11 protein-coding genes are annotated in these 17,867 nt (G+C 43.7%); 5 read left to right on the top strand and 6 right to left on the bottom strand.

Annotated elements, in window-relative coordinates; genetic code table 11:
• The first annotated feature begins 187 nt into the window (after positions 1 to 187).
• The 3 genes from HMPREF2794_RS14445 to HMPREF2794_RS14455 are packed head-to-tail and all read left to right on the top strand — an operon-like array spanning position 188 to position 5,330.
• The gene (locus HMPREF2794_RS14445; RefSeq protein ID WP_022301140.1) at positions 188 to 4,231 is read left to right on the top strand and encodes a hybrid sensor histidine kinase/response regulator transcription factor; all 4,044 of its coding nucleotides are present in this window, start codon (positions 188 to 190) and stop codon (positions 4,229 to 4,231) included.
• On the top strand, positions 4,228 to 4,785 hold the full coding sequence (locus HMPREF2794_RS14450; RefSeq protein ID WP_010538957.1) for a chromate transporter: 558 nt from the start codon (positions 4,228 to 4,230) through the stop codon (positions 4,783 to 4,785). The genes HMPREF2794_RS14445 and HMPREF2794_RS14450 overlap by 4 nt, the downstream gene beginning before the upstream one ends.
• Positions 4,782 to 5,330, top strand: a complete 549-nt coding sequence (locus HMPREF2794_RS14455) for a chromate transporter (protein WP_010538958.1) — start codon at positions 4,782 to 4,784, stop codon at positions 5,328 to 5,330. The genes HMPREF2794_RS14450 and HMPREF2794_RS14455 overlap by 4 nt, the downstream gene beginning before the upstream one ends.
• Before the next feature lie 87 nt (positions 5,331 to 5,417).
• Here the strand turns inward: HMPREF2794_RS14455 and HMPREF2794_RS14460 are convergent, their stop codons facing one another.
• Positions 5,418 to 6,926, bottom strand: coding sequence for a glycoside hydrolase family 10-like protein (locus HMPREF2794_RS14460; RefSeq protein ID WP_010538959.1), 1,509 nt, complete (start codon positions 6,924 to 6,926; stop codon positions 5,418 to 5,420).
• 64 nt (positions 6,927 to 6,990) lie between these two features.
• On the bottom strand, positions 6,991 to 8,910 hold the full coding sequence (locus HMPREF2794_RS14465; protein ID WP_083312086.1) for a sensor histidine kinase: 1,920 nt from the start codon (positions 8,908 to 8,910) through the stop codon (positions 6,991 to 6,993).
• A 197-nt stretch (positions 8,911 to 9,107) separates the two neighbouring features.
• On the opposite strand from HMPREF2794_RS14465, the gene uvrA reads away from it, so the two are divergent.
• Complete coding sequence (gene uvrA, locus HMPREF2794_RS14470; RefSeq protein WP_022301139.1) at positions 9,108 to 11,879, top strand: excinuclease ABC subunit UvrA; 2,772 nt, start codon at positions 9,108 to 9,110, stop codon at positions 11,877 to 11,879.
• Positions 11,880 to 11,976: 97 nt separating this feature from the next.
• Here uvrA and HMPREF2794_RS14475 read toward each other — a convergent pair whose 3' ends face one another.
• From HMPREF2794_RS14475 to HMPREF2794_RS14490, 4 genes are all read right to left on the bottom strand, one after another.
• Positions 11,977 to 12,462: an outer membrane beta-barrel protein gene (locus HMPREF2794_RS14475; RefSeq protein WP_070751763.1), complete on the bottom strand. Its 486-nt coding sequence runs from the start codon at positions 12,460 to 12,462 to the stop codon at positions 11,977 to 11,979.
• A gap of 4 nt (positions 12,463 to 12,466) precedes the next feature.
• A complete protein-coding gene (locus tag HMPREF2794_RS14480; protein ID WP_010538963.1) occupies positions 12,467 to 12,724 on the bottom strand; it encodes a hypothetical protein in 258 nt (85 codons plus the stop codon).
• Positions 12,721 to 14,151 (bottom strand): carbon starvation CstA family protein, encoded by a 1,431-nt coding sequence (locus HMPREF2794_RS14485; RefSeq protein WP_010538964.1) that lies wholly within the window; start codon positions 14,149 to 14,151, stop codon positions 12,721 to 12,723. Before HMPREF2794_RS14485 ends, HMPREF2794_RS14480 begins: the two co-directional genes overlap by 4 nt.
• A 176-nt stretch (positions 14,152 to 14,327) precedes the next feature.
• A complete protein-coding gene (locus HMPREF2794_RS14490) occupies positions 14,328 to 15,851 on the bottom strand; it encodes a GDSL-type esterase/lipase family protein (protein ID WP_070751764.1) in 1,524 nt (507 codons plus the stop codon).
• 187 nt (positions 15,852 to 16,038) lie between these two features.
• On the opposite strand from HMPREF2794_RS14490, the gene HMPREF2794_RS14495 reads away from it, so the two are divergent.
• Complete coding sequence (locus tag HMPREF2794_RS14495) at positions 16,039 to 17,493, top strand: glycoside hydrolase family 10-like protein (protein WP_010538966.1); 1,455 nt, start codon at positions 16,039 to 16,041, stop codon at positions 17,491 to 17,493.
• Positions 17,494 to 17,867 lie beyond the last annotated feature (374 nt).

Consider the following 17,867-nt stretch of genomic DNA (forward strand, 5'->3'; position numbering starts at 1 on the left):
TCCTTATCTTACAACTTAATTTCCCGAAATAAACAAGATATACAAATAGTCTCCAAAGCTCCTGTTTACTTCACTTTGAGAGAGTTGTTATCTTCTCCCAAAATTTTGTAGTGTCGAAAAATCTTCTTAATTTTGTCAAACTTTCCCCCTCACTAAAGATTCAATAACCTATAAAAGTCCTATTTGTATGAAAAAATGGCTTTTTCTATTATTATTGTTTCCTCTGACCTGTATTGCCCAGACCTATCAGTATCTTGGAGTAGAAGACGGGTTAAGCAACCGGAGAGTGTATTACATTCAGAAAGATAATGCTGGGTATATGTGGTTCCTCACACACGAAGGAATCGACCGGTACAACGGCAAAGAGTTTAAACGGTATAAATTAATGGACGGCGATAAAGAACTGAATTCGCTGTTAAATCTGAATTGGTTATATATCGATCCGGAAGGAACGTTGTGGGAAATCGGGAAGAAAGGCAAGATTTTCCGATATGACCATATTCATGACACTTTCGAACTCGTTTACAGATTGCCGATAGAGGATTTCCGGGATTTGCCGGCTCCGATCAGCTTCAGTTGGATTGACCGGAACAATCATATCTGGCTGTGTAACGAAGAAACGATCTTTCTCTACAATACCTGTACGGGACAGGTCACTCAAGTTAAAAATAGTCTCAGCGAAGCAATCAATGACATTGAGCAAATCGACGAATCCCATTTTTTCATTGGGACGGAGGTGGGAATTCACCATGCGCAACTGAAAGACAACACACTGCAACTTCTTCCTTGTGACAAACTGGACAATGTGAATATCCAAGTCAACGACTTGCACTTCGATCCCAAGATACGTAAGTTGTTCATCGGTGCCTTTCAACGGGGGATCATGGTTTACGACATGAAAACGAAAATGGTCACACAACCGGAAGTCAGCCTGAAAGACGTCAGCATATCACGAATTAAGCCCTTGAATGCCAAAGAACTACTGATCGCCACCGATGGCGGAGGTATCTATAAAATGAACGTTGAGACTTATCAGACCGAGCCATTTATTGTAGCAGACTACAACAGCTACAATGGCATGAACGGAAACAGTATCAATGATATCTATATAGACGAAGAGGGCCGGATATGGATGGCAAACTATCCGATTGGAATTACCGTGCAGAACAATCGTTATCCAAGCTACAAATGGATCAAACATTCTGTCGGCAACAAGCAATCCCTGATCAATGACCAAGTAAACTCCATCATAGAAGACAGTGAAGGGGATTTATGGTACGGCACCAACAACGGAATAAGCTTGCAGAAGTCAAAAACCGGTAAATGGCATTCATACCTCAGCACGTTTGAGAATGTACAGAATAGTAAAAACCATATATTTACGACCTTATGCGAAGTATCTCCCGGCATCATCTGGGCAGGCGGATATTTCTCGGGGATTTATCAGATAGACAAACGTACATCAAAGACAACTTATTTTACACCGGCTTTGTATGCCCGTGAGGATATACGTCCGGATAAATACATACGCGATATCCGGAAAGACTCTCATGGCTACATATGGACCGGGGGATATTATAACCTGAAGCGCATCAATGTACAAACCAAAGACATCCGGCTCTATCACGGACTGCACTCCGTGACTGCCATCATCGAAAAGGATGACAAAAGCATGTGGATAGGTACGGCAACAGGACTGCATCTTCTGGATAAAGAATCCGGAAAGTTCGAACGTATCCAGCTACCTGTAGAATCGACCTATATCTATTCCTTATATCAGACAAAGAAGGGATCACTGTATATAGGCACCAGTGGATCGGGAGTTTTGATTTATGATCCGCAGACAAAACTGTTTACCCATTACTATACAGGAAACTGCGCCATGATATCCAACAATATCTACACCATATTATCGGATGAAGACAACGAAATCCTGCTAAGTACGGAAAGCGGACTGACCAGTTACTACCCCAAGCAAAAGACCTTCTATAACTGGACTAAGGAAATGGGACTGATGACTACGCACTTCAATGCGCTGTCCGGCACTTTACGCAAAAACAACAACTTTATCTTCGGTAGTTCGGACGGGGCCATAGAGTTCAACAAAGACATGAAACTGCCCAGAACCTACTCCTCTAAGATGATTTTCAGTGACTTCAAACTGTTCTATCAGACGGTATATCCGGGAGACGAGAATTCACCGCTAGAGAAGGACATCAACGAAACCAAAGAGCTCAGATTAAAATATAACCAGAATATCTTTTCACTGCTGGTTTCTTCTATCAACTACGACTATCCTTCAAACATCCTTTATTCCTGGAAACTGGAAGGATTCTACGAGGAATGGAGCAAGCCCGGCAATGAAAGTACGATTCGCTATACCAACCTTGCTCCGGGAAAATATGTTTTGCGGGTACGGGCCATCTCGAATGAAGACCAGCGAATCATGCTCGAAGAAAGGAGCATTGATATTATCATCGCCCAACCTTTCTGGCTGACCGCCTGGGCAATGGTACTGTATGCCATTCTGATTTCTCTTATCGCTGTCATCATACTGCGCGTTCTTATTATGAAAAAGCAACGGAAAGTTTCCGATGAGAAGATTCACTTCTTCATCAATACGGCACATGACATCCGTACTCCGTTGACACTGATCAAAGCTCCTCTGGAAGACTTGCGTGAAAAAGAGGCTTTGAGCAAGGAAGGCATAGCCAACATGAATACCGCTCTACGAAATGTCAATGCCTTGTTACGCCTGACGACGAATCTGATCAATTTCGAAAGAGCGGATGTATACTCTTCGGAGTTGTATATTTCGGAACACGAACTGAATACCTTCATGACTGAGATATTCAACGCATTCCAGCCTTACGCCAATATCAAGCATATCAACTTTACATATGAAAGCAATTTCCGGTATATGAATGTGTGGTTTGATAAGGAAAAGATGGAATCTATCCTGAAAAATATAATTTCGAACGCATTAAAATACACACCGGAAAACGGTAACGTACAGATTTTCGTTTCCGAAAGCAATGATTCGTGGAGTGTAGAAGTGAAGGATACGGGAATTGGTATTCCTGCCAGCGAACAAAAGAAGTTGTTCAAACTTCATTTCCGTGGCAGCAATGCCATCAACTCCAAAGTGACGGGAAGTGGTATCGGACTGATGCTGGTATGGAAACTTGTCCGGTTGCATAAAGGCAAGATTAATCTGTCGAGTGTGGAAAATCAGGGATCGGTGATTAAGATATCGTTCCCTAAAGACAGCAAACGTTTCCATAAAGCACATCTCGCAGCACCAAGCAAGCGCCGGCAAGAGATAACAAGTACCACCAACGTGCCTGCCAGCATCTACGAGAATGTTCATAAAGAACAGAATCCCAATCATCAGCGAATTCTGATCGTAGAAGATAACGATGAGCTGCGCAACTATCTGTCGCAAACACTGGCGGAAGAATATACGGTGCAGAACTGCTGCAACGGAAAGGAAGCTATGACCATCATACCGGAATACAAACCGGAACTGGTTATCTCGGACATCATGATGCCGGAAATGAGAGGAGACGAATTGTGCAAGGCCCTCAAAAACAATATTGAGACATCGCATATTCCTGTTATCTTGCTGACAGCCCTGAATAATGACAAGGATATTCTGTCCGGCCTTGAAATTGGTGCCGACGAATACATTGTGAAGCCATTCAATATTGGTATCCTGAAGGCTAACATCTCCAATCTGTTGACGAACCGTGCCCTTCTGCGAAGCAAATACGGCAGTCTGGATATGGATGATGAGGATGATCACGAAGACGAATGCATCAACTGCTCACAGGATATCGACTGGAAGTTTATCGCCAATGTCCGGAAAAATATAGAAGATAATATAGATAATCCGGCTCTCACTGTAGACGTGCTTTGCAACCTGATGGGAATGAGTCGTACCAGTTTCTACAATAAACTCAGAGCATTGACCGATCAGGCTCCGGGCGATTACATTCGCCTGATCCGTCTGAAACGTTCGGTGAAATTACTGAAAGAAGGTACACACAGTATAACAGAAATTGCAGAAATGACAGGATTTAGTGATGCAAAGTACTTCCGTGAAGTATTCAAGAAGCACTTCAATGTAAGTCCCAGCCAATACGGAAAAGAAGGGAAGCCCCACAAGGAAGGCAGCAAGGCTGGAAAAGAAAACAAGTCCGATAAGGAAGGAGGAGAAAAAGAAGAATGAACATTTATCTCGAATCATTTGGAATCTTTTTTAAAATAGGTGCTTTCACCATTGGTGGAGGTTATGCAATGGTGCCACTTATTGAGAATGAAATCGTAACCAAACGGAAGTGGATAGCACAGGAGGATTTTATCGACCTGCTTGCTATCTCTCAGTCCGCTCCGGGTATCCTGGCGGTGAATATTTCAATCTTTATAGGATATAAGTTGCGCGGTATCCGTGGAAGTATTGTCACGGCACTGGGGACTATACTGCCCTCGTTTATTATCATTTTAGCCATCGCCCTCTTTTTCCATACTTTCAAAGACAACCCGATCGTAGAACGTATATTCAAAGGAATACGTCCCGCAGTAGTCGCACTGATTGCCGCACCGACTTTCACTATGGGCCGATCGGCTAAAATCAACCGATACAATTTATGGATTCCTGTTGTATCGGCCTCATTAATCTGGTTGTTGGGATTCTCCCCGATCTGGATTATCATTGCCGCCGGCGTAGGAGGCTTCTTATGGGGAAAACTTAAAAATTCACCTCTCAAAACTAAAAAGCAATGATTTATCTTCAGTTATTTTATACATTCTTTAAAATCGGACTTTTCGGCTTTGGCGGAGGATACGCCATGCTTTCGATGATACAGGGCGAAGTAGTAACCCGGTATGGGTGGGTAACTTCGCAAGAGTTTACAGACATTGTCGCCATCAGCCAGATGACCCCGGGACCTATCGGCATCAATGCGGCCACTTATGTAGGTTTCACATCTACAGGCAGTGTATGGGGATCGATTGTAGCTACATTTGCAGTTGTTTTTCCTTCTTTCATACTGATGCTGACAATCAGCAAATTCTTTCTGAAATATCAGAAACATCCCGTAGTAGAATCTATTTTTGCAGGACTGCGTCCGGCAGTTGTCGGATTATTGGCTTCCGCCGCACTGGTATTGATGAATACGGAAAATTTCTGTTCACCCAAAGAAGACACCTACTCTTTTATCATCAGCATCATCATCTTCCTGGTAACCTTTATCGGCACCAGAAAATACAAGACCAATCCGATATTAATGATAATTGCCTGCGGAATTGCAGGTCTATTATTTTATTAAATGATGAATGAAGAATGAAGAATGAAGAATTTTGCTGCGCTGTTTCGCTGCATAGTAATTCTTCATTCTTCATTCATCATTTAGTTTTTATAGTTTAACCTTCTTACTTACCGATTTTGACTCATTATGAATACGGTCGAGAGCTGTTACCACATAACGGTATTTTGTTTTACCGGTTTCATACGGAAGTTTGTAGAAAGGATTTCGGGTGATAGCCACGATACGTGACGGATCATCAAGATTCACTTTTTCTTTGGAACCGAAACGGTATACTACATACTGGACGGCTTTGTCCATTTCAGTATCCGCTTTTGGAGCAGTCCAGAAAAGTATATAGCCATCTTCTGTCCATACTTTTTTCATCTTGCGCACTTTGTCCGGAGCCTTATCGTCCATAAAATCGAATACCGGAATCAAAGCCGGATATTTATGGTATTCCTGTACTAAGGCATCACGATATTTTCCCGCGTTCTCAACTACGGCTGCCGCATACCATTGGCAACTTCCACCGATTGTCTGATAAGAACGTTGCAAAGCCATTTTACGTGGAAGCTGGTTGATAGAAGGATTCTTCGGATCGGCATGCTGAACAGTATTCATGACTGCCTGGCCGATAAATAACGGACGGTTTTCCGAATGCTTTGCCCACCAGTCAACCAATGTGGCATAATCGGCAGCCTTATGGCCTATTTCCCAATAAATCTGAGGAATATTATAGTCAATCCATCCTTCACGTGCCCAAAGCAGTACGTCGGCATAGAGATCATCATAGTTCTGCAATCCATTTGTATTGCTGCCCAACGGATCTGTTTTCTGATTACGGTAAATACCGAAAGGACTGATACCGAACTTCACCCACGGCTTTATGCCCCGAATGGTTTCATGAAGTTTCTTTATCAGAATGTTTACATTGCCACGACGCCAGTCTGCCTTGTTGTTGAAACCGCCTCCGTAACGGGCAAAGCTCGCATTATCCGGAAAATCGACTCCCTTGATAGGATAAGGATAAAAATAGTCGTCCATGTGGATAGCATCTACATCGTAGCGGGATACAATATCGGAAACAATCTTGCAGATATGCTCACGGCTTTCGGGAAGCGCCGGATCGAAATAAATCTGATCGCCATAAGTGACAAACCATTCCGGATGTTCATGATAAATATGTGTCGGAGCGAGTTGATTTTTCAATGAAGTCTTTACACGGTAAGGATTAATCCATGCATGGAATTCCATATTCCGTTTATGGCATTCTTCGATCATGAATTGCATCGGGTCCCACATCGGAGAAGGTATCTGTCCTTGTGTTCCTGTCAGGAAACGACTCCACGGTTCATATTGTGAAGCATACAAAGCATCCGCTTCGGGACGCACCTGAAAGATAATCGCATTGATGCCCGCTCCCTGAAGAGAGTTCAGCTGACCGACCAATGTCTGTTTCAGCTTCTCTGTCGGTACACCGCGGAACTGTCCGTTGACAGCTTGTATCCATGCAGCACGAAACTCACGTTTGGGATATGCATTGCCCGATGGCACTTGCGCTCTTGCTCCTGCCGCCAGAAGCAAAACCAATAAGAAAAGATAGTTTTTCAGATTCATAATGTTCTTGAGTCATAAAATAATGTGGTGCAAAGATAATAGAAGCAGACACTATCTCCAACTATTATTGAGGCCATTCGACTACAAATCTTGCACCACCCGCGTAGCTGGTGTCCAGACGGACATTTCCATCCACTAATTCCATGATCTGACGGATGATAGACAATCCCAGTCCGGTGCCCTGAGTGAAAGCGTCAATCTTCGCAAAGCGTTCGAAGATAGCATCCCGATAGTTCTCATCAATTCCGGGACCGGAATCTTCAATGATAAAGCGTACCAGATGATTCGGTTTGTCTTCCGCATAGCTGAGACGTATAAATCCGGATTCTGTAAATTTATTGGCGTTGTTCAGCAAGCCGAGAAGTACCCGTTTTATCCAAACCTCTACCGTACACAATGTTACCAAAGCGGAAGAAGGCGCATATTGCAGCTCTATTCCATCTTTCAGATTCTGACGAACCGCCTCCATACATTCCCGGCAACATGCATCCACATTGACCTGTTTCTTCGGCATATCATCCGTCTGGGAGTCCATATCGGCTATATCAATCACATTGTTCACCAAATCCAGCAAATACGCGTTGCTGCTTTCCATCTGACGGGCGTATTCTTCTATTTCTTCCTGTGTCAACCCGCCGGCAGCCATCAATGATGAAAAACCGATAATCGAATTGAGCGGAGTCCGGATTTCATGTGTAATATGCTGGATAAAGGAGCTTTTCATGTGGCTGGCTTTGACGACTGCCTTATTGGCCGCGTCCAGCTTCCGGTTCAGCGATAAAGAACGCATATAGTAGAAAGTGATAACGAGCAGTAAGGCCAGTATCAATCCCCCCACAATCAGGGAAGTTATGAAAAGATTGCGATTTACTTCCGCCCGCAATTCGAGTTTATCATGTTCCAGTTTGTCTACTTCAAACTGCACGGTATACTTGCTCAGCTGTTCATCCAGCTCTGCCGAACGAATGGAATCATTAATATGGGCATAGGATTTATATACTTCGCAGGCATCTTCAAAGCGCCCCATCTGTTCCATGAACTGAGCCTTCAGCAAATGATTGGCAGGATAACAACTACCCACCGAATGATGATAGTCCATCAATGAATCGAGATAAGTCAGTGCCATTTTGTGGTCATTCAATGTCCGGGCACAAAGTATCTTATATCCCAACCATCCCTCGCGGGGAAAAGTATTCATATTTTCGTGATAAAACTTATCCGCTTGGGCAATAAACGGTTCCGCTGCTTTTTTCCCTTTCAATGCCAGCGTGGCAATCACCTGAAACTGATAATAACGCATGGTAAGTTCCGGTCGGACAGGCATATTCTTACGCTTCATTTTTTCAATCAGCCCCGGCATACGGCCCAGATATTCTATCGCATTGGCATACTCTCCTCTTGCCAGATTAGTCTGAATGATATTCAACGATACCACGTAAGCGTCTTCATAAAAGCCGGCCTCAACAAAATGCTTTAATGCGGAAGAATAATATTCGAGACAAAGCTTGACATTATTGCTGAACATCCGATGGTTATATCCGATACACATTTCACCGCAAGCCATTCCGAAAGCACTTTTAGCCGCATCCGCATCCTTCTGGAGAAGTTCCGTTTCACGCATAGCCTCATCTTGCAACCCCTTTTCAGTCAGCAACTGAATATATTGGCGCCACTGCGTATAACGATTGTTGACATGACCGCATTTCAAACACCAGTCCATATATTCATAAGCGACTACTTTCAGGCTATCTGTATTCCTCAACCGATAATAATGGGAAGCAATCTGAGAATAGGCATTATCAATATTGACCGTATCGTTCTGCTGCCTTGCCAGACTCATATATTCCTGATAGAAAGGCATAAAATCCTTCTGACCTATTTTATTCGAGATACTGTCGGAAAGGGCTTCCAACCGTTTTTCTTTGTTTGTGCTACTAAAGGCGAAAGTAGATGCAAAACACAGAATGAATAAGCTAATAACCATCCGGATGTTTCTCACGATTCAAGTCAATTTGTTATTATTTTGAAATGTTTGTTGTAAAATCCGGACTAAGATACGCCATTTATCCGGAAGCAATTTCTTTTTATTACTAATTATAACATATCTTAACCCGGTCAAAAACCTTTCTTCTACCAATAAAATCGCTAACTTTGCCGACTATCATAAAAAAGGAGTATTTTATGTCAGAAAACAAACATATTTCAATCAAAGGAGCGCGGGTTAACAACCTGAAAAACATCGATGTAGATATTCCACGCAACAAGCTTGTTGTTATCACCGGATTATCCGGATCGGGGAAATCGTCGCTCGCTTTTGATACTCTCTATGCAGAAGGACAACGTCGTTATGTAGAAAGCCTCAGCAGCTATGCACGCCAGTTTTTGGGACGAATGAGCAAACCTGAATGTGATTTTATCAAAGGAATCCCTCCGGCAATTGCCATCGAACAGAAAGTGAACAGCCGCAATCCGAGATCTACCGTAGGAACTTCAACTGAGATTTACGAATATCTGCGCTTGCTTTATGCGCGGGTAGGACGTACATACAGCCCTGTCAGCGGAGAAGAAGTCAAGAAACATTCGACAGAGGATATCGTCAACTGTATGCTTTCGTATCCGGAAGGGACAAGATATACGGTATTGACCTCTATCCGCCTGCGTGAAGACCGTACACTGCAACAGCAACTGGAAATAGACCTGAAACAAGGTTTCAACCGGGTGGAAGTGAACGGTGAAATGAAACGTATCGATGAATACAAGCCGGTTCCGGGTGACGAGGTTTATCTGTTGGTAGACCGCATGGCAGTGGCAAACAGCAAAGATGCCATCAGCCGACTGACGGACTCTGCCGAAACCGCTATGTATGAAGGGGACGGCATGTGTATGCTACGCTTTTATCTGCCGGACGGAACAACCAAACTATATAGTTTCAGCACGAAATTCGAAGCGGACGGCATCACTTTCGAAGAACCGAATGATCAGATGTTCTCGTTCAACTCTCCGATCGGTGCCTGCCCCGTATGCGAAGGGTTCGGCAAAGTGATCGGTATTGACGAGCACCTGGTAGTGCCCAACCGTTCGTTATCCGTATACGAAGGGGCCATCGTCTGCTGGCGTGGTGAAAAGATGGGAGAATGGAAGGAAGAGTTGATTCACAATGCGGATAAATTCGATTTTCCGATTTTCACTCCTTACTACGAACTGACAGACGAGCAGCGCCGCACACTGTGGGAAGGAAACCAATACTTCCACGGCATCAACGATTTCTTCAAGATGCTGGAAGAGAACCAATATAAGATACAGTATAGGGTGATGTTAGCACGTTACCGGGGTAAAACGATCTGCCCGAAATGTCACGGCACACGCCTAAAACCGGAAGCAGGATATGTACGGGTGAACGGAAAAAGTATTTCTGAACTGGTGGATTTACCCATCACGGAATTGAAACAGTTTTTCGATCATTTGGACTTAAACGAGCATGACACACAGGTAGCCCGAAGGATCCTGACTGAAATCAACAGCCGTATCCGCTTCCTGATTGATGTAGGATTGGGGTATCTGACTCTAAACCGCCTCAGTAACTCACTGTCGGGTGGAGAAAGCCAGCGTATCAACCTCGCGACTTCACTCGGAAGCAGTCTTGTCGGCAGTCTCTACATTCTGGATGAACCGAGTATCGGTTTGCACAGTCGTGATACCGACCGTTTAATCCGTGTACTGCGCCAATTGCAGGAGCTCGGAAATACAGTAGTAGTGGTAGAGCACGATGAAGAAATAATCCGTGCTGCCGATTATATCATAGATATCGGCCCCAATGCCGGTCGTCTGGGAGGAGAAGTCGTTTATCAAGGTGACATGAAAGATCTCCGGAAAGGCAGCAATAGCTATACGGTACGTTATCTGTTGGGAGAAGAGGAAATTCCCGTTCCCGAACATCGCCGTCCGTGGAATAATTATATCGAACTGACAGGTGCCCGCGAAAACAATCTGAAAGGGGTGAATGTACGCTTCCCTCTCAATGTGATGACAGTGGTCACAGGTGTTTCCGGTTCGGGCAAGAGTACGCTGGTGCGGGATATTTTCTATCGGGCGCTAAAGCGTGAACTGGATGAATGCAGTGACCGACCGGGAGAATTTTCTTCTATCGGGGGAAGTCTTCGTGACTTGAGAAATATTGAGTTTGTCGATCAGAACCCGATCGGCAAATCATCCCGCTCCAATCCGGTGACTTACATCAAGGCTTATGACGAAATCCGTAAGTTATGGTCGGAGCAACCACTGGCGAAACAGATGGGATACACAGCCGGACATTTCAGTTTCAACAGTGAAGGCGGACGTTGCGAAGAATGTAAAGGTGAAGGAACCATCACGGTAGAAATGCAGTTTATGGCAGACTTGGTACTAGAATGCGAATCCTGTCACGGTAAACGTTTTAAAGCGGATACACTGGAAGTGAAATTTCATGATAAGAACATCTATGATGTACTGGAAATGACAGTAAACCAAGCTGTTGAATTCTTCACCGAACATGGTCAGAAGAAGATTGTAAAAAGACTGCTTCCACTGCAGGATGTCGGGTTGGGGTATATCAAACTAGGCCAGTCCTCCTCTACCCTGTCCGGTGGTGAAAATCAGCGTGTGAAACTCGCGTTTTATCTGAGTCAGGAGAAAGCCGATCCAACCTTATTCATCTTTGACGAACCGACTACGGGGTTACATTTCCATGACATCCGCAAACTGCTGGATGCTTTCGACGCACTCATCCGACGAGGACACAGCATCGTCATCATCGAGCATAACATGGATGTTATCAAATGTGCCGATTACGTTATAGACCTCGGACCGGAAGGCGGAGACAAAGGCGGAAATATCGTTGCAGTAGGTACACCAGAAGAAGTAGCCGCTTGCGAAGCAAGCTATACCGGGCAGTTCTTGAAAGAGAAACTTTCATAAAATGAAAAACTAAAATAATGAAGAATGAAAAATGAAGAATTCTGCTGCGCTATCAAGCTGCATAGGAATTCTTCATTCTTCATTCTTAGTTCTTCATTTAAAAGTAGAATCCGAATCCGATCTTAATGCCGAAGCGTGACATGTCGCTATCGTTAAAGCGCCATTTGTAATATACGACAGGTTCGATGGTTACGGTGCGAGAGAGGAAATAGGCGTATCCGGCTTCGATACCCAGTCCCCAATCGGTACGATGAGATCCACCGTCGTAACGGAAGCGGTTCCAGTCGAGACCACCACCCAGATAAACACCTGTGGAGTTAAAGTAAAAACGCATGCCTGTACCTAATGTGTATTCGTCTACAGGTTTGGACCAGTCGGCACCGAGATTTACCATCAAGGCAATACCATCGGCAAGAAATGTACCGGCTTGCGCACCAATACCAAACGTTGCTTTATCATTCTTATTATACGAGAAATCTAATCCTGTTACAGAAGGATTAAGAATCATTTTTCCTTTCTCAAACTGAGCTTGGGCAGCTATCGATACCACCAGCAGACAAATAGCTAAAGCTAATTTCTTCATAAATTTACTTTTTTAAGTGAATAGATTGTTCGTCTTTTTTACGACTTTCGTTCATTTGCTCCTCTTTACGGCGTTCACGCATTTGTTCCTTCTTCCGAAGCACCAGCCAAAGCAAGAGAACGATAGCATAAGAGCCTACCACTGTAAGAATCTTCTCTGTCTGACTGACTTCCGTGTTACGAGGTAACAAATAGGCCGCCGTTACTGATACATAAATAAGGAATGCAATAGCAACTCCTGTCGATTTCTTTATTTTCTTCATTCTGATAGTTTTCTAATTTTTTGTTTTCCCAACCAGATAAAGAACCAAGCAATAGCTACCACTACGCATCCTATACCGATACAGTAGGAAACTATATGCGAAAGTCCCAGACCTTCGGGAGCAATACATATATAAGTAGAACAAACACTTGTCATAAATAAGGCGGGTATCAGAGTGATCCAGTAAGGCTTTTTAGCTACCACAAGGTAGACTGTTATAGCCCACAGGGTGAACACCGCCAATGTCTGATTGGCCCAGGCAAAATAACGCCAGATCATATTAAATCCGTCTGCATCACGCAAGCTATAAAGAAGCAAGCCGATAGCTACCGCAAACATCGGGATACAGATGTATAAACGGCGACGCATGCTCTTTTGTTCCAGTCCCAGAAAGTCCGCAACAATCAAGCGGGCAGAACGGAAAGCGGTATCTCCCGAAGTAATCGGAGCTGCAATTACTCCTAAGATGGCAAGCACTCCACCCACAGCACCCAGCCAGTCTTTTGTGATGGCATCTACTATTACAGAAGCATTGTTCTCTTCCATTCCATTTTCATGGAAGAAATAAGTGGCTGCTGCTGCCCAGATCAAGGCTACGATGCCCTCGGTGATCATTGCTCCATAAAAAACAGGACGTCCATGACGTTCCGAAGTCATACATCGGGCCATTAAAGGACTTTGCGTAGCATGGAAACCGGATATGGCACCACAAGCGATACTCACAAACATAATCGGGAAAATAGGCAGTTCACTCGCATCCGGATTGGTATTCTGCAATCCGTCCCAAAGTTCGGGCAGAGCAGGATGATTAACATATAACATCACCAGAATACCGACTGCCATAAACAGCAAGGCAACTGCAAATAACGGATATATTTTGCCGATTATCTTATCAACCGGAAGTAGTGTAGCCAGAATATAATAAAGGAAGACAACAACAATCCAAAAGGTAGCATCCAGACTTTCCGGAGTCAGCTTTGCCAGCAGCCCGGCAGGTCCGGCTACGAAAACAGAGCCGACCAGAATCATCAGAAGGACGGTAAATCCACGCATGATCTGCTTGGTAGTCAGTCCCAGATAACGACCTATGATTTCGGGAAGACTCTCCCCTCCATGACGCAAAGAAAGCATTCCGGCAAAATAATCGTGAACAGCGCCTGCAAAAATACTTCCCAATACAATCCACAGATAAGAGGAACTGCCAAACTTTGCTCCCATAATAGCACCGAATATCGGACCCAGTCCGGCAATATTAAGGAATTGAATCATGAATATTTTCCAGGTAGGCAGCGGGATATAGTCTACTCCATCGGCTTTGGTAAGAGCCGGGGTTTTACGGTCGTCCGGACCAAAGACGCGCTCCATCAAGCGCCCATACGTGAAATAGCCTGCTATCAACGCCAGCAGGCACAGGGTAAATGTAATCATGGCGTGTTGTTTTTTTAACTGACGCAAATGTAGCATAATCCCACGAAACAACACAACAATACCGACACTTTTGCTAACTTTACAGGTATTTAAAACAAAAAATAGCAGGATTTTCATCTGCTGATAAAGCAAATGATCCTGCTATTAGACGTTATTACAAATAAGGAAAGACTGAATTACGGTTCTTTCATCTCATCAACAGTTACGATTTTCCATTTATCCAAGTCTTTAATCTGGCCGCCTTTATTGCCTACCACCTCCGTGCTGTTGGCAGAAGACAAACCTATTCTTGCTTCAGGGAACAGTTCCAATGAATAATAACCTTCATCATCCGTAGGGGTCAGGAACAATGCATATTTAGGATCATGCACTCTCCAGTCGTCTCCGGGCTTGCCCACAATCACTTTATCTCCATTATTCATTACATGAAGGTTGGTCGCTATATTTCTGACACGGAGGATATGATACGTCAAATTTTCGATGCAAAACAACTGTGACTTCTTCTCCGAATCATATTTTGCGGCAGAAATCACTTTCGAATCCGGATTACAATCCAGTACCATACCGGTCGCTTTATTGACCAAATAGACCTGAGATACATTATCGGTTACATAAGGCATGTATTTTTCCTTGATAGTTACCGATTTCAGTTTGGCATCCTGTCCTCTCCATTGTACAGTCACTTTATGTTTGCCTTTTATCCGACGGTCAAAAAGAGCGGACTGCGTAGTGAAGTTCTTTGTGTTGGCACCCGAAACATCAATTGAAGTAAAAGGAATCGTTTCGGTATCCAGATAGAAGTCCAAGTATCCCGACTTAGTTTTATTCAATTGCACTTCAGCCTCTACTTTCTCATAAGTAGGCATCGAGCCGAAATGTACATCGAATGACAATCTCGTACCGTTCTTCGCTTTTTCAATAGCACCATTCTTTATCTTCGCCTTCGAACCCGAAAGAGAAATATCCGAAGCAGCCACCGTTATCCCACCGGGGTTCATAACGAATTCACCCGTTATCGCTTTATACACTTCCTTCGCTATAATATAATGTCCTCTATGATCGGGATGCACCCAATCGTTGCCGCCCGGCATAAATTCCGGATGTCCCTTCAAAGGATTATACAGATCTACACAGACCAGATTAAGTTCCTCCGCAATCTCTCTTACGGCAGGCTGAATATAATTCTTTGCTACATTGTCATCAAATGAACCAAGAAATCCCCCATCACCGTAATACATCGGAGGAGGCGTACAAATATAAATATCCGGTTTGGTAGACAAGGCTTGGAATTTAGCTATCAGTTTTTTATAGTCTGCCTTAAATGTTTCCTTACCATATTTTTCGAAGTTCTTCTTGTTGGCATCGTTTGCACCAAACTTAATAATGACAATATTAGGCTTATACTCCAGTGCTGCCGCGCATTGCTCAGAATTAATGTAAGCGAATTGATATTCATTAGGATTTTCAGGGGTAGTCGCGTCTTCTCTTAGTTTTATAAATACCGCGGAAGAGCCTTTACCAAATTTGGTGACTTCGTAATCATCACCGAGCATTTCAGCCAGAGGCATCGCGTAATAACCATAATCATTCGTTCCTCCGGTGATACTGTTTCCAACAGTGGCAACTCTAATCTTTCCTGTCTGGGCAGCCATACTTGCTGCAAACAAAAGACAGAGCGACACAGATAGTAGCTTTTTCATTCTTTTATTATCTTGTTATATTCATATTATTTTCATTTTCGCACCTTATTTAAAGACGTCCAAGAATGCAGATACCACTAATACAGAACCGGTAAATTTCTTCTAAAGAGTATTAAATAAAAGAGGAATAATCAATTTACAGACATTTTTGCTAGCTTTGCAAGGTTTAAAACAAAAAACAAAGAATATGTGCCGAACGATTCTCATTCTTTCACTTTTACTTCTTATCCTTCCGGTAAAAGCGCAGCCCAAGTACGAGGTTCGTGCAGCATGGATCACAGCTGTATATGGGCTGGACTGGCCTCGCACACGTGCTACTACCCCTCAGACCATTCGTAAGCAGAAGGAAGAACTGGTGGATATCCTCGACAAATTGAAAGCTGCCAATTTCAATACCGTTCTGTTTCAGACACGCACGCGGGGGGATGTGTTGTATCCTTCTTCTATCGAACCGTTCAATTCGATTCTGACCGGAAAGGTCGGAGGTAATCCGGGATACGATCCGTTGGCTTTTGCAATTGAGGAATGCCACAAGCGGGGAATGGAGTGTCATGCATGGATGGTGACGATTCCGTTAGGCAATAAAAAACATGTCGCTTCTCTCGGTAGTCAATCTGTCACCAAGCGGGTGAAAGATATCTGTGTGCCTTATAAAAACGAATATTTTCTTAATCCGGGACATCCGGCTACGAAAGAATATCTCATGAGACTCGTTCGGGAAGTGGTAGACCGTTATGATATAGACGGAGTACATTTCGACTACCTGCGCTATCCGGAGAATGCGCCTTTATTCCCCGACAAATACGATTTTCGCCGTTACGGCAAAGGACGTACTTTGGATCAATGGCGCCGGGACAATATTTCCGAAATCGTCCGGTACATATATAAAGGTGTAAAAGCCATGAAGCCATGGGTAAAGGTAAGTACTTGTCCCGTAGGCAAATACAGGGATACTTCCCGCTATTCTTCCCGTGGTTGGAACGCGTTTTATACGGTTTATCAAGATCCGCAAGGGTGGCTCGGCGAAGGCATTCAGGATCAGATATATCCTATGATGTATTTTCAGGGAAACAGTTTCTATCCTTTTGCGCTCGACTGGCAGGAACAGAGCAACGGACGACAGGTTATCCCGGGACTCGGCATCTATTTCCTCCATCCCGATGAAGGAAAATGGACACGCGATGAAGTGGATCGTCAGATTAACTTCATACGCAATCAGAAAATGGCAGGGGAAGGGCATTACCGTGTCAAGTATCTGATGGACAACACACAGGGAATTTATGACGAATTGATCGAGAATTTCTATGCCTACCCGGCATTACAGCCTCCGATGACATGGCTGGACAACGTTCCGCCATCTGCCCCCTCAACACTCAAAGTTACGTCCATCGACAACGGATATACCGAACTGAACTGGCAGGCAGCGACGGATAATGATCAACGGAATAAACCGATGTACGTGATTTATGCTTCCAATGAATATCCGGTAGATACAAAGAAAGCGGAAAATATTGTCGCACAAAGTATTCGTGAAACAAGTTATATTTATGCACCCATCCAGCCTTGGAATGCTAAAAAGTATTTTGCAGTAACAGCAATCGACCGTTGCGGAAATGAAAGTGCACCCGTATATGGAGATTAGTAGGAATTTCAGACAGCAATTACCACAATGCGACTTTTCCGATATTCACCAATTCCAATTTAGCAGTATCTTCAAAGAGTTCCCATTGCTTGAAACTAGAGTTCCATCAGCGTGAAACTGCAGTTCCATCAGTGAGAAACTAGAGTTTCATACGCTTGAAACTTTAGTTCCAAACGCTCGAAACTATCTGAAACTACTGTTGATTTGATTGACTTAACCGTATGTTCCAATCACATTGAACGCATCAGCTACTTCAACAATTCTGCTCTCTCAGAAAACATTAAATCATATATCAGTCAATAATACATAAATTCTCAGTCCTTAATACTTGATTTCTCAATTATTAATGTCTGAGAAATCAAACGTTAACAGTT

The sequence above is a fragment of the Bacteroides sp. HMSC067B03 genome, from assembly GCF_001811315.1.
GTDB lineage: Bacteria > Bacteroidota > Bacteroidia > Bacteroidales > Bacteroidaceae > Bacteroides > Bacteroides faecis.

Bases quoted from the DNA above. Each gene is read 5' to 3' on its own strand.
- HMPREF2794_RS14490 (WP_070751764.1), bottom strand. From the start codon at position 15,851: ATGAAAAAGCTACTATCTGTGTCGCTCTGTCTTTTGTTTGCAGCAAGT.
- HMPREF2794_RS14445 (WP_022301140.1), top strand. From the start codon at position 188: ATGAAAAAATGGCTTTTTCTATTATTATTGTTTCCTCTGACCTGTATT.
- HMPREF2794_RS14495 (WP_010538966.1), top strand. From the start codon at position 16,039: ATGTGCCGAACGATTCTCATTCTTTCACTTTTACTTCTTATCCTTCCG.
- HMPREF2794_RS14455 (WP_010538958.1), top strand. From the start codon at position 4,782: ATGATTTATCTTCAGTTATTTTATACATTCTTTAAAATCGGACTTTTC.
- uvrA (WP_022301139.1), top strand. From the start codon at position 9,108: ATGTCAGAAAACAAACATATTTCAATCAAAGGAGCGCGGGTTAACAAC.
- HMPREF2794_RS14460 (WP_010538959.1), bottom strand. From the start codon at position 6,926: ATGAATCTGAAAAACTATCTTTTCTTATTGGTTTTGCTTCTGGCGGCA.
- HMPREF2794_RS14475 (WP_070751763.1), bottom strand. From the start codon at position 12,462: ATGAAGAAATTAGCTTTAGCTATTTGTCTGCTGGTGGTATCGATAGCT.
- HMPREF2794_RS14485 (WP_010538964.1), bottom strand. From the start codon at position 14,151: ATGATTACATTTACCCTGTGCCTGCTGGCGTTGATAGCAGGCTATTTC.
- HMPREF2794_RS14480 (WP_010538963.1), bottom strand. From the start codon at position 12,724: ATGAAGAAAATAAAGAAATCGACAGGAGTTGCTATTGCATTCCTTATT.
- HMPREF2794_RS14465 (WP_083312086.1), bottom strand. From the start codon at position 8,910: ATGGTTATTAGCTTATTCATTCTGTGTTTTGCATCTACTTTCGCCTTT.
- HMPREF2794_RS14450 (WP_010538957.1), top strand. From the start codon at position 4,228: ATGAACATTTATCTCGAATCATTTGGAATCTTTTTTAAAATAGGTGCT.